The sequence below is a fragment of the Cohaesibacter marisflavi genome, from assembly GCF_963665895.2.
GTDB classification, from domain to species: Bacteria; Pseudomonadota; Alphaproteobacteria; order Rhizobiales; family Cohaesibacteraceae; genus Cohaesibacter; species Cohaesibacter marisflavi.
In genome coordinates, this window is the sequence record NZ_OY762534.1 from 154,604 (window position 1) to 168,158 (window position 13,555).

8 protein-coding genes are annotated in these 13,555 nt (G+C 55.9%); 4 read left to right on the forward strand and 4 right to left on the reverse strand.

Features of this window, described 5'->3' with window-relative positions; translation table 11 throughout:
• The first annotated feature begins 130 nt into the window (after positions 1-130).
• Positions 131-1,516 carry a protein phosphatase CheZ gene (locus ACKPCT_RS01695; protein WP_319568196.1) on the forward strand — a complete coding sequence of 462 codons (1,386 nt, stop codon included), beginning with the start codon at positions 131-133 and terminating at the stop codon, positions 1,514-1,516.
• A 144-nt stretch (positions 1,517-1,660) separates the two neighbouring features.
• On the opposite strand, the gene ACKPCT_RS01700 is transcribed toward ACKPCT_RS01695, so the two are convergent.
• Positions 1,661-7,339, reverse strand: a complete 5,679-nt coding sequence (locus ACKPCT_RS01700; protein ID WP_319568197.1) for an apolipoprotein A-IV repeat region-like domain-containing protein — start codon at positions 7,337-7,339, stop codon at positions 1,661-1,663.
• A 553-nt stretch (positions 7,340-7,892) separates the two neighbouring features.
• Here ACKPCT_RS01700 and ACKPCT_RS01705 point away from each other — a divergent pair.
• The 3 genes from ACKPCT_RS01705 (at position 7,893) to ACKPCT_RS01715 (ending at position 9,461) form a co-directional block, all read left to right on the forward strand.
• Positions 7,893-8,216 carry an Hpt domain-containing protein gene (locus ACKPCT_RS01705; protein ID WP_090074298.1) on the forward strand — a complete coding sequence of 108 codons (324 nt, stop codon included), beginning with the start codon at positions 7,893-7,895 and terminating at the stop codon, positions 8,214-8,216.
• 127 nt (positions 8,217-8,343) lie between these two features.
• Positions 8,344-8,664, forward strand: coding sequence for a 2Fe-2S iron-sulfur cluster-binding protein (locus ACKPCT_RS01710; protein WP_090074300.1), 321 nt, complete (start codon positions 8,344-8,346; stop codon positions 8,662-8,664).
• 143 nt (positions 8,665-8,807) lie between these two features.
• A complete protein-coding gene (locus ACKPCT_RS01715) occupies positions 8,808-9,461 on the forward strand; it encodes a class I SAM-dependent methyltransferase (protein WP_319568198.1) in 654 nt (217 codons plus the stop codon).
• A 30-nt stretch (positions 9,462-9,491) separates the two neighbouring features.
• Here the strand turns inward: ACKPCT_RS01715 and ACKPCT_RS01720 are convergent, their stop codons facing one another.
• The 3 genes from ACKPCT_RS01720 to ACKPCT_RS01730 form a co-directional block, all read right to left on the reverse strand.
• Positions 9,492-10,703 carry an MFS transporter gene (locus ACKPCT_RS01720; RefSeq protein WP_210186787.1) on the reverse strand — a complete coding sequence of 404 codons (1,212 nt, stop codon included), beginning with the start codon at positions 10,701-10,703 and terminating at the stop codon, positions 9,492-9,494.
• A 156-nt stretch (positions 10,704-10,859) separates the two neighbouring features.
• Positions 10,860-11,984 (reverse strand): YcjF family protein, encoded by a 1,125-nt coding sequence (locus tag ACKPCT_RS01725; RefSeq protein WP_090074303.1) that lies wholly within the window; start codon positions 11,982-11,984, stop codon positions 10,860-10,862.
• Positions 11,981-13,537 (reverse strand): YcjX family GTP-binding protein, encoded by a 1,557-nt coding sequence (locus tag ACKPCT_RS01730; protein ID WP_319568199.1) that lies wholly within the window; start codon positions 13,535-13,537, stop codon positions 11,981-11,983. The genes ACKPCT_RS01725 and ACKPCT_RS01730 overlap by 4 nt, the downstream gene beginning before the upstream one ends.
• Between the last annotated feature and the right edge of the window lie 18 nt (positions 13,538-13,555).

Here is a 13,555-nt window from a genome sequence, read left to right on the forward strand (position 1 = left end):
GATTTGCCTGCTGAAAAGTAAAATTGCGTTAAGACTTGGCCTGTAGCATCAGGCAGTGAGAATGCGTATACCGAGCGTGATTCGCGCCAATAATGATAGGAACTTGGTCTGAACCATGAGCAGCAAACCAATGCCACCTACACCACTGCGACAAGAGGACTATCTGGCGATCGAAGCCGCCGTGATGGAAACTGCGAGAGGTCGCTGGTTCTTGGCGGAATATGCCCGTAGAAATCGGAATGCAGATACTGATACTCTATTGACCGCGATCGATAAACTGGAAAAAACGGTCGTACGAGAAAGAGCTCCGTCCTCGCTGATGCATCAGGTTCGCATGGATCTGACGGATATGGCCAATGCCATTGAACGCACCAAAACGGAAATCGCTCAAATCAAACATGAAGACAATCAGGGTTCCGAGCGCTTCGAGCGCGCAACGGTTGAGCTTGATGCCATTGTTTCTCAAACAGAAAGTGCAACCGGAGATATTCTGGGTGCTGCTGAAAAAATTCAGGAATTCGCTTGGACGTTGCGCGAAATGGGCGCTGACAGCGACAAGTGCGACGAGCTGGATATGGAAGCAACCAACATTTATATGGCGTGCTCCTTCCAGGATCTGACCGGCCAGCGGATCAGAAAAATTGTGGATGCCATGCGCTATGTCGAAAGCCGCATCAATTCCATGATTGATATCTGGGGCTTCGAAGCCGAGGGCGTGGAAGTGGATCAGCATGATCACCGACGCCATGACAAACGTCCCGATGCCCATCTGCTCAATGGCCCCGCCCTTGAAGGCGAGGGGGTTGGACAAGACGACGTTGATGATCTGTTCAGTGCTCCGGATCTTTATGAAGAAGCCGACCAGAATGATGTTGATGCGTTGTTTGACAATAACGCACAGTCTGACCAGAGCGATGTCGACGCCCTGTTCGATACGGCAGGTTCTGATGAAGCCTCATCAAACGAAGCTATTGAGGAAGAGAGCGATCTTTCTGCCGAGATGAGCCAGGATGCAGCCGACGCGCTGTTTGCAACGGCGTCTGAAGGTGATGAGACAGATGAAGGTAGCTCAGCGGAAATGCCTTCGGACGAAATGGCCGAATGGACTGCCGATGAAGCGGCAGACGTAGTTGATGAAGTGGTTGATGTTGACACTGTTGATGCCGACGTCATGGATATGCAGGATCTTGATTGGGCGGCTGAAGCAGACGTTGATACCGATGCTGCCGATGATATGGAGGCTGTTGAGCCTGAGGCTGCTACGAGTGTTGAAGATCAGGAAGCCGATATCTTTGCTTCAACTGATGCAGAAGAGCCGTCCGTAGAGGCCTCCGCTGATACTGATGTAACCGCACAGGATGAAGCCGAAGCCATGCCCGCAGCCGAAGACGGCGAGCCGGATATTTTTGCTTCTGCTGATATCTTTGACAAGGCTTTGAATGAAGAGCTGGCTTCTTCCGAAGAGGAAGAAGAAGAACTTCTTGATCTGCGTGATCGTGTAGCTCAGTTCAGCTGACCGTTCCTGACAGCCCAGCAAGGCGTTGCCTCCGTTATATATGTCATGAAAAAGGGTGCCGTGCTGGCACCCTTTTTTTGTGTCTGAAAATCTATCTGCGGGAGGGAGAGAGGCAAGAGGATTGGTTCCTCTTGCCTGATCCTGCTATCCCAACCGGCCACTGGCATGGGCAAGCATGGTGTAGATCTTGCCGGTATCAGAGGTCAGATAGTTCATGGTCGAGCTTCCGTCTCTATCCTTTCTGGAGATGTCATCCAGAATGCGCTCGAAATCGCCGACATAGCGGTTCACCGTATTGCGGAAGTCTGTGTCACGCTGGTAGCGCATGCGCACATCTTCAAAGGTCTGCTGACCTTTCAGAGTGTAGAGCCGCCGTGTGAAGCTTCCGCCTTCGCCGCGGCGATAGCTTTCCCATGCTTCCGACTGGTTGTTGGTATCAATCCCGCGGATGATATCCTTGGAAATGGGAGCCAGTGCCTCGGCATCGCCCGGCTGAGGAATGTTGTCCTCTGGCTGGGAGGCCCGACGCAGCAGATCTGAGACCCAGCCGCCGGAGCGACCTTCGGGTTCTTCTCTAGTGCTCTGCGGCGCATAGTTGCTTGCCGTCTGCTGCGGTTGCTGCTGAGGCTGTGGCTGTGGTTCAGGCTGTCTGGCTGGCTGCTGAGCAGGTGGCAGCGGACGCTGCTGGTTGCTCGCTGCTGGTGCATTGTTGCGCTGCTGGTTGGAACGATCCGATGCGGGCACCGTATCGAACATGTTGCCATGGCGCTGTACCACGCGGGACAGTTCCTTGAGGGCGTCGATCTGCTCGGAGACCACACGACGCATGGCGCCGGTTGCCTCACGGGTTTCGGTTGGCAGTTCGCTGAGGCCCTGTTTGAGCTCGGAGCGGGTGACATCCAGGTCTCGCTTGATTTCTTGCGTGATGGTACGAATGTCCTGTGTGGCTTGCTCGAAGCGTGTGTTGGCATCGGACATGGACTGGGCCATTTCCTCGCTCATTTCACGCTGCACGGCACGAATGGATTCCGCTGCACGGCGCCCTTCGGACGCTGCATTGATACGCAGCTGTTCGAGCTGGTCCATGACCTCTTTGGAAACCCCTTCGGTGCTCTGGCTGAGCAGCATGCCCACATCCCGTGCGCGGCCTTCGGCTGTGCTCAGGGTGCTGGCAATGATCGAGGTGAAGTTGTTGAGCACATTCTCGATGGCTTCTGTCCGCTGGGAGAGGTCTTCAGTCATGCTGACAAGCATGGCGCGTCGTTCCTCGACCGAGCCTTCAAGGCGATCATTGGTGGATTCCATGATGCGGGTCGTGTTGACCAGAGCGGAGGCCTGCTCCTCGAACTTGTCGGTAAGAGAGGCCACCTGACCAAGGATGCTGTTGGAAACATCGCGAAGGTCATGCACATGGCCGGTAAGCTGATTGGTCGAGTTGCCTGCTTCGTTGACCACCGTTTCCACGACCGTGCGGAACTGGTTGGTCTGATCGGACAGGCTGGTCTCGATGGTCGACAGACTGTGACCGGCATTGAGCAGCAGCTCGGAGAGCGTGTCGTTGGCATGCTTGAGCCGCTCGACAATCTCTGTGCCATCCGCCCGCAGCAATTCGTTGGTGCTGCTCATGGACTGGCTGGCTTCGTCCGAGGCTATGCGCATTGCTTCCACCAGTCGCTTGTTGGACGTGTCGAGCTTGACAATAGCGTCGTGGCTGCTCTGGGCAATGGCCTTGACCAGATTGCTCGAAGAGGCTTCCAATGCGCTTCTTGCCTGATCGGAGCTGATGGTAAGCGCTTCCACAGTGCGCTTGGAGCTTTCGTCCATGGCAGTGAGGGTTTCATTGGATTTCTCGCCAATGGTCTCAACCGCCTGACGGGAGCTTTCAGAAAGCGCGGATACAGCGCGCCGTGAGCCTTCATCCAAGGCGGCAAGGGTGCCGTTGGAGCTTTGGCTGATGGCTTCGACTGCACGACGGGAGCCTTCTTCAAGGGCTTCCAGAGTGCCACTTGAGCTTTCCGTAATTGCGGTAACCGTGCGTCGCGAGGTGTTTTCAAAGGCCGCAAGGGTTTCGCTGGAATTCTCGGTGAGGGCCGATACAGCGCGTCTTGATGTATCCTCGAAGGCTGCAAGGGTCGTGCTTGAGCTTTCGTTGAGTGCCTTGGCTGCCATTTCCGCGCTGGCGGAAAGGGCCCTCTGCGTGCGCGATGTGCTTTCCTCGAGCGTCTGAACAGCCATCTGGGCGCTTTCGGACATGGTGTGCGCTGCGCGATCGGTGCTGTTGGTCAAAGAGCCAACGGATCGATCAGTGTTTTCGGTAATCGCCTGAACGGCACGGCTCGTGCTCTCGTTGAGCGTTTCCGTGGCGCGTGAGCTGTTGTCGTTGATGGCGCTGACCAGATGGTCGCCCGTTTCGGCGAGGGTCTGGGAGGCTCGTGCACTTTCCTGAGCAACGGCGCGTGCAATTTCGCCACCGCGGCTGGAGAGGCTGTGAATGATGCTTTCACCCGCTTTCTGGAAGGTTTCAGTGATGCTCTGGCTTCTGCTATCCAGAGCCTGAACCACGGAGTTGCCTTTTTCATCCAGAATGGAGGAAAGCTCAGCCGAACGCGACCCGAGGACAGCGTTGAAGTTCTCGGTCTTCTCGGTGATTTCGGCACTTGCCGTCGTCAGCGTGGAGGCGAGAGCGTCGCGAGCCTTGGCGCTTTCGGTTGCGAAGTTGGTGGAGATCGCATTCAGGCGATCATTGAGGATAGCCTCGATCTGTGCAGACCGGCTGTCGAGAGTTTCTGCAACCTCGAAGACCTTGCTGCCAAGGGAGACGTTGATCTCGGCAACACGATCCGACAGGGTTTCGGTAAGCTCGTGTGCCTGACGGGACAGGGTTTCGCCAACCAGAGTGAGACGCTTGTCCATGCTCTCGTTGATGTCATTCTGCCCTTGCGAGTAGGCCTGCGCGATATCGCGGGTGCGCTCAAGCAGCGTTTCGTTGATATTGCGTGCCCGGGAATCGAGGGTTTCGTCGAGCCTTGTGGTGCGCTCTTCCAGTGCGGTATTGAGCGTGTCGGCCTTGGTGGCGAAATTCATCGTCAGGCTGGAGACATTGTCTTCGAAGCCGCTCAGGCGTGTCGCAATTTCCTGCTCGAATGTTTCGGTGCGGCTGGTGAGTGCGTTGGCCACTTCTTCAGCACGCGCCGAAACGCTGACCGAGAAGCCTTCAAGGCGGTTATCCAGCATGCTTTCAATTTCACCGGCCCGTGCGAACAAGGTCTGGTCAAGCGAGTTGATGCGCTGATCCATGGACTGGCTGAGATTGTCGAGGCGATCGCCAAGATGGCTGACGAGATTGGTGCCACCGACGGTAATGACATCGTCGAACGCCTTGACGCGTTCTTCCATGGCGATGCGGATCTCTTCGCTCTGACCTTGCAGGGCGTTGGTGAGCTCGCCTCCGGCGCTTTCGAATAGGTCTTTGACCTTGTTGCCGCGCTGGGCAATGACCTTGGCGATCTCGGTGCCGACCATGGCGAGGCGTTCGGTGACTTCCATGGAGCGGGAATTGAGCGCGTCTGTTGCCTTGCCCGTGGCTTCTTCGAGATTTTCGGACATAGCCTTGGACTGGGTCTCAAGCACAATGCTCATGCTGCTTGTGCGTTCATCCAGCATGGAGCCCAGATTGGAGGCATGGGCTTCAAGCTGCTCGTTGAGCTCGCCGCCCTTGACGGTGACCGTCTGATGAATGCGCTCTGCTGTGGTGTCGAGCTTGATGGTGAACTGCTCGCCTTGCGTTGACAGGGTTTCGGAAATATGGGTTCCGGTCTGCGTCATGCGCTGGGTGAGCGTTTCGCCGGTTCTGGAAATGGTCTGGGCAATGTTGGTGCCCGTCTCGTCCAGCTTTTCGTTGATTTCCGTGCCGCGCAGCGACAGATCCACCAGGAGCGCATCGCCAGTGCCTTTGAGGGCCTGGGAAACTTCGGAGGAGCGTTCGGTGATGGCAGACACGATCTCTGTGCCCTGCGTACGGATATTTTCGGCCACTGTGGACCCTGTCTCGGACATAGAGAGGGTCATTGTGGAGCTGATTTCCGTCAGGCTGCCGGTGACAGACGTGCCGATTTCGCGCAGTTCGGACGTGATGGAACCGCCGGTGTCGGCGAGGTTCGTCGTAACTTCAGAACCGAAGCTTCTGAGATTGTCCGTCAAAGACTGGCCGGTGGTTGCGATATTCTCGGTAACCTCGGTGCCGATGGTTTTCAGCTCGCTGCTGAGAGAATTGCCGGTGTTGGCCAGATTTTCGGTGACTTCCGTACCGATGGTGCGCAGCTCGGTGCTGAGGGCGCCGCCGGTGGTGGAGAGGTTCGCGGTGACTTCCGCGCCGATGGTTCTGAACTCGCCGGTGAGGCTGTTGCCCGTGTCGGCCAGATTGGTCGTAACCTCGGTGCCGATGGATTTCAACTCGCTTGTCAGGGAACTGCCGGTGTAGGCAAGATTCTCGGTGACTTCCGAGCCAATGGACTTCAACTCGCTGGTGAGCGCGTTGCCGGTGGTTGACAGGTTGGCCGTTACGTCATTGCCGATGGACTGCAGATTGGTGTTCAGCCCCGCGCCGACTTCGGCGATATTCTGGGTTACCGTCTCGCCAGTCTGGGAGAGGGTGGAGGTCAGTTCCTGACCTGCGCCGATGAAGCGATCGGTTACTTCATGGCCGATGCTGGCGAGCTGGCTGGTCAGGTCACTACCGGTCATTTCCAGTTTCTGGGAAATGTCGGTGCCAGACATGCTGAGCTGATTGGTAATGGACTGACCGGCATCGGTCAGAGACTCGGTCACGTTGGCGCCTGTGGTGGAGAGGCGATCCACCAGATCGGAACCGCGGTTGGAAAGCACATTGACCATGGTCTCGCCAGCGTTGGCCAGCGCAATGGTGATCTGCTCGCCTTTTTCGGCCAGAGATAGGGTAACGCGAGAACCCGCATCGGAAACGCTTTTGGAGATCGACTCGCTGGTGGTGCTCAGCTCGTCGGAGAGGCTGGTATGGGCACCGGAAATGGAGGCGCGAACGCGTTCGGAGTTGGTCACGATGGCTTCGCGCTGGGTGATCAGTTCGTCAATCAGCGAGCGAATGCGCAGCTCGTTTTCAGTGTAGGCGCGTTCCAACGAAGATACTTCGTTATGCACCATCACTTCCAGCTCGGAAGCGCGGGCCAGAGCCCGTTCGATGCCGTCGCTCATGGAGGCCACTTCGCGGCGAATGGCCTGACCAACATTGACGACGGATTCCTTAGCCACATTTTCTGGCTCTACAAGACGCATAGCGACCTGCGTCATGGCGTTGGAGACCTGACGCATTTCATGCGCCCGAACAACAATGTAGGCCATCATGAAGAACAGGATCACCGGCAGGAAGATGCCGGCCATGGCAGCAAGAGCTGCAGGCGAATCCATCAGTGATGCAAAGCCGTCCTGAGCGATTTGCTCACCGCCAAAGCCCATGAAGAACAGGCCCCCGCCGATGGCAACCCAGAAGAGCGACAGGATCGAGGCAAACATGTAAGGCGCTGAGCTTGGTGGCTGCTGTAGGGAATGCAGCAGATGGCCGACCGATTGCTGATCGTCATTGGCTGGCCTTGGCTTGATCTTGTTGCCTCGCCCTTCGCCTTTGGCTGTTGCCTTATCGCCCGCGGCGTCTCTGGCCGTGTCAGCGTCGTCTTTCGGCTTGGATTCATTGGTCTCTTCGGAGACGTCGAAATCCATTTTCAAAGCATCTTCAACCGCTGACAGAGCCGCTTCTGTCGGATCCTGAATCTTTGGAGACTTCGTTACCATGTCTGCTCTAGCCTTGTTCTACTCAATACTTGCATCGGGCCTTTCACTCGTACTCCCGCCAAACCGGACGGAACTAGCCTCTTGCGAGTGACAAACCCCTAAAGGGTCAAACCTTATCGTCACTATTCCTATCCGGGGATCCTTGTATCCTGGTATCCGTGCGCACATAGCTCCCGGACGTCCGCAACCGATGCGCTGCGGGGGCAAGGTGGATAGAAAAGAGTGTCCAACATATTGGGACGCATCGTACAAGGAGAGGAAAGGCAAAGGAACTACTATTTTTCATGAGTCCTCTCAAGCTGTTAACCAAAATAGCATGATGTCGAGGGGTGTCTCAGGGAGAGGATTAGGACTCGCCTGTTAACTATATGTGTTTACTGTGTTTTTTATCTTTATGATTTTGTTTGCTCCTGTGCTGTCGAGACATGCAAAATTGCACAAAATATTTATGGCGAGTCGCTGCGAATCCGGCAAACATGGTTAACGCGTGGTAACCATTTTGGAAAATATTTTGATTCCTGTGAAGGCCACTCAAGGGGAGAGAAAAGTGGGCATGGATACACAAAATTGCGGCCTCGATCTGGATCATCTGGCCAGGCAGACCATGGGTGATGAGGAGCTGCAGAAGCAGGTTCTATCCCTTTTTGTGAGTCATATGAGCGAGACAATGCCCCGTTTGGTTTCTGCCTCTGAAGAGGCGAGCCAGATTGCCCATAGCATAAAGGGGTCGGCTCGTGGCATCGGTGCCTGGAGCGTAGCCTCTGCGGCGGAAGCTGTAGAGAAGGCATGCGGCGACCGGTCGAGTGAAATTCTGGTTCTAAAAGGAGCTGTTGACAGAACGATGCTCGAGATTGCCTCGTTACTTGAAAAAGAGTGACAGTGGATGGGCTGCGCAAAAATGCGCACATGAGTTACGCTTCGATACAATTCGCCCTCTTTGTAATCGCGGCAAAATTGTCTATATGCAGGGAACCTGACCAAAAATAGACCAGCGAGCTGAGTTCATGCCGAAGATTACTTATATTACATTTGATGAGACGCAGTATGACGTGGAGGCCAAGGAAGGCGCGACCGTGATGGAAACAGCCATCAAGAATGGCGTTCCTGGAATTGAAGCCGAGTGCGGCGGCGCCTGTTCTTGTGCGACTTGTCATGTCTATGTCGATGAGGCATGGGCCGAGAAGACTGGCGAACCGGGGGCCATGGAAGAGGACATGCTGGATTTTGCTCAGGATGCCGATGAGCGGAGCCGCCTTTCCTGTCAGATCAAGGTGACTGATGAACTGGATGGTCTCGTGGTGCGCATACCCGAGTCTCAAGCCTGACGGGTATTACTCTTAAGGGCAAAGACGTTATGACAAGCGAAGGTCTGGTGCAGGCCTTCGCTTTTTTATTGAAGCGTGCGAAGGGATCGGGCACATTGAGTTTGGTAGTTTTGTATATTCGATATTAACGAGATGGAGGCGGGGTGACAGACTGTTGCGCCAGCAAAAGCAAACGGGCGGGGTCTCTTCTGGGAGGCTTCATGTCGATTGGCGTGCATCTTGTATGCGGGTTGCCTGTGGTTACGCGTCAGCGCGCCAAGGTGGTTCCAATGGCACAAGGGGATGTGGTGGAAATCGGCTTTGGCTCCGGTTTGAACTTGCCCCACTATGACCGCAGCGCCGTGCGTAGCCTGATTGGTGTCAATCCCGATGACGGCCTGCCTCTTTTGGGTGAGAAGGCCATAGCCAAACAGGATTTGCCCGCCGAGTTGCTGGTGGAGAGCGCAGAAGCGATGTCTTTGTCGTCTGCTTCGGCGGACACTGTGGTTGTCACCTACAGTCTGTGCTCCATACCAAACGTGATGGCGGCTCTGGGTGAAGCGCATCGCATTTTACGTCCGCATGGACGTCTTCTATTCTGCGAACATGGCCGTTCACCCAAGTGGCATGTGGCGCGGCTTCAGGACCGGTTCAATGCGCCATGGCGCTGGATGGCGGCTGGCTGTCATCTCAACCGGGACACGGGTGTGCTCATTCAGCAGGCGGGCTTTGAAATGGAGCGCTACGATATCTATGACCTGGGGGTGGGCACCCGCATTCTGGGAACCCACCATGTCGGTGTGGCGCGTAAGCGCTGAGCGCTCTGACTCTGTCTTAAGCTTCTGCCTTTATTCGGCCGCTGGCTGTGGAACAGAAGGGGCCTTGCCAACCCACTCATGCCCTTCTTCCGGATGTCTTGGTACGAAGCGGGAAAGGATGAAGGAAATGATTGCCATGCAGGAGCCGAGCAGGAAAACGGCTGCTGGATTGATCAACCAGATCAGGCCGAAAGCCGCGGGAATGACGATGGCTGCGATATGGTTGATGGTAAAGGCCACTCCTGCCGTGGGGGCGATATCTGCTGGGTCAGCAATCTTCTGGAAATAGGTCTTCATCGCAATTGCCATGGCAAAGAAGGCATTGTCTGCCACATAGAGGGCGGCTGCCATCCATGGACTTGAGACGAAGGCATAAGAGGTGAAGATGATGAACAGGCCGACATACTCGATGCCCATCATGCGCCGCTCGCCAAAGCGTCCGATGAACTTGCCGATTTGTGGTGCAAAGATCATGTTGAAGAGGCAGTTGATGAAGAACAGGGCTGCAATCTCATCCACGCGATAGCCGAATTTTTCCACCATCATGAAGCCAGCGAAAACTGTAAAGATCTGACGGCGGGCGCCTCCCATGAAGGTTAGGGCATAATAGAGCCAGTAGCGCTGGCGTAGGACCAGCTTCTTGCGCTGCGGGTTCGGGGCTTCAAATTGTGGGAAGAGGAACCAGAGAACGGCAATCATGATGATCGTCATCGATCCGCCGATCAGAAAGACGGTCTCGTAAGACAGATGCATCGTTTTCCAAGTGATAAAAATCACGCCGTAGGCCACCAACTGTGCGGTCGCTGCAACTGCCAGGATGCGTCCCATCATGGCGGGAGCTTTGTCTTTGGGTAGCCACTGCAGCGAAAGGGACTGGTTCGCCGTTTCATAATAGTGGAAGCCGATGGACATGATGATGGTCGAGAAATAAAGGCCATAGATGGTCGGCAAAAAGCCTGTCATGGCCACGCCCACACCGAGAAAGGCCAGAGCCAGAAAGGCCATGGTCTGCTCGCGCATGATCAGCAACACGAAGATGGCGGTGAAGGCCAGAAAGCCCGGAATCTCACGAATGGACTGGGCTATGCCGATTTCCCGTCCGGTAAAGCCGACCTCATTGATTGCGAAATTGTTGAGCAGATTATTCCAGCTGGCAAAGCCGAGCTGGTTTGCGGCCGCCATAAGCATGAGCAAAACAAACGGGGTGCGCCAAGAACGGGCTGAAACGGCGGAAGCTTTCATGACGGAGCCTTTGAAAAAGCGAACTCGGAAGGGAACTGATATCTAGCAGGCGCTCCGCAACCCCGTCAAATCAAGAAAATTGATCGTCCTATTCGTCTGGCGCTCTTTGCGCATGGCTTGTCGCGTTTGCTCGCCTTGGTTCGGCTGGCAATAAGCCTAGCGTTTGGTGCCTTTGTTTTTGCCGCTCAGCTCCTCTTCTTCTTCCTTCTCCATCTCTTCGGATGTGGCCCTGAGGGTTTTTATGACAGCCCCCAACTGCGGCTGTGGTTCGGTGATGAAGGGCATGGGGCGACAAAGGGCGATGGTGGTCAGGCCAATGCGCGCGGTCAAGATGCCGTTGAGCAGACCCTCGCCGAGCTTGGCAGAGAGGCGGGCGGCAAGGCCATGGCCGACAATCTGCTGGAGCAGGCTTTCGCCTGCAGCCATGCCACCCGTTACTGCGAGGTGACTGGCGATGTGTCCGGTCAGGCGCAGCATGGCGACAAAGCCGGGGCGGTTGCCATAGCTCTCGGCAATGAAGCGGACCATGCGGATGGTCTCGACCAGCACCACCACGATATCGAATAGGGCGCGGGGGCTGAGGGCCGTGACCACGGCTACACGCTTGGCCGCCTGATGGACGCGATGGGTCACCAGACGGTCAATCGGAGGCATAAGAATCTGCTCTGTCTGGGCGAGAATATCTTCCCGATCGAAGAGGTGTGGCAGGTCCTGTTTGAGGGTCTGGCGGGCGCGGAATAAAGACGGCTGTTCCTTGTACAGATCGAGCAGATTGTTGGCGATCTGTTGTGCGTCCTTGCGGTCGCCTTCTTGATAAATATCTTCAACCTTGGCGCGTAGATGGTCCAGATGAGAGAGGCGACGCAGGGCCAGAAGCTCCCGAGCAACGAAGAAGAGAAGAGACAAAATCGCGATGGCAACAAGCGCCAGCCCTGCCCAGCCAAGATAATCCCAGCGGGCGAAAAGGTCGCGGATCAGGCGGTCGAGCCAAAGCCCGATGGCCAGCATCACAATGCCTGAAAAGGCACTCCAGAAGAAGGCGGAGAGAGACCATCCACGTTTGCGTACGGGCTTGTATCGGGTCTCGCTTGTCTCATTCACCTTATCGAAATAGTCCTCACTGTCTGGTGTGAAGTCCGATGTCATCGACAGGGTGGCGGCGGTGTCTGGCGAGGGGCGCGCAATGTCTTCGCCATAGGCTCCTCGGTCTAGCTTGACGGCTCGGGGTGCACGCTTGCGTGGGCTGGGTTGATCGTTTCCTGCGTTGTTGTTCTTGGTCATTTCAGAATATCTCCCAGCAAATAGTCGAGGGCCCTGTCAAGGCGAATATGGGGAAGCGAGCGAGCGACACCCTCGGCATCCTTGTCGAGCTCTGGCGGCCTGAAGCGGACAAAACAGAGCGGGTCTTCAAAATGCTCTGGCTGTTGAGAAAGTGATTCAACTTGGCCGGTTTTGTCTTCAAGTGTTGAATCCGCTTTTGGGGTGTAAGTGGGGTGAGAAACTGATTCAACTCGTTTGAAAACTGATTCAGGATCTTTGGGTAAGTCTCCGGGAAATAACGCGAATTCTGTTTCTCCATCAAATTCATTCTCACCCAGAGATTCACCTTGCATCGGAATGCCGATAAGAGAGGGCAATTCGTCTCCCTCAACGGTGAGGGTGGCTTCCCGTGTTGCCCTGACTGCCGCAATGGCCATGGTCTCATAGTCTGCACCGGAGGCTTCTACCCGCTTGGCTGCACGTTCAACAAGGCGACTGAGGATGCCTTCCAGCCGGTCATGCGAGGTGTGGTGCAAGTGGTCTGCCTTGGTTGCTGCAAAGAGGATTTTGTCGATGCGACGGGAGACGAGATTGCGCAGCCAGAAATGCGAGCCGGGACGGAAGGCACGCAGAATTTCTGTGATGGTATCTTCCAGCTCGGCCAGCGTGTCGGGGCCTTCGTTAAGGGCTGCAAGCAGGTCGATCAGAACGATCTGCCGGTCGAGGCGGGCGAAGTGATCACGATAGAAGGGCTGGACGATGGAGGTCTTGTAGGCCTCGAAGCGACGCTCCATGATCGCCCACAGGCTCTTGCGATCCTTGCTATAGAGCGCTTCGGGCAAGGGGGCGAATGTGAGGGCCGGACTATCCTGCAAATCGCCGGGCATGAGAAAGCGCCCCGGCGTGAGAAGAGCATAGGCCCCCCGCGCCTTTTTGGCTTTTAGAAGATACGCGGTAAAGTTGTTGGCTGTTTCGCGGGCGATGGTTTCCAGTACCGGTTCGTCGCCTTGTTCGTTCGCGTCAATCTTGCTCTGGATGCTGTTGGCATAGGCCATCCAAGCTTCGGAATAGGGCTTGTAGAGCGGTTGTCGAGCCTGCTGGAAGGAGCGCTTTGACCAGCTTTGGAAGCTGTGATCCATCAGGGTCAGATCGAGTAGCCACTCGCCCGGATAATCGACGATGTCAAGGGCGAGGCGATCAGATCGCAAGGTGCGTTTGAGGGTGTCGCGAGACTGGTAGCGCAGGGACAGGCGCACCTGACTGGTGCGGCTGGTGGAGGAGGGCCAGATGCGTTTGTCGGTCAAATCCGCGACATGATCTTCATAGCGAAAACGCGGAGTCAGGCTGTCTGGTTGGGGCGTGATTTCGGCGGTACCAATGCGCCCTGTGGCGTGGGCCTCGAAGCGGGGCAGGCGTCCGCGATGGATGATATTGTGCAGGCTGGAGGATATGAAGATGGTCTTGCCAGCTCGGGCGAGGCCTGTCACCCCGAGGCGAACCGATGGCTCTGTCATATCGCTCGCGAAGTCGGCCAGATTGGCCGTTGCGATGCGAAGCTCTTCAAGGATTTTCATATCTTCCGCCTCTTAAAT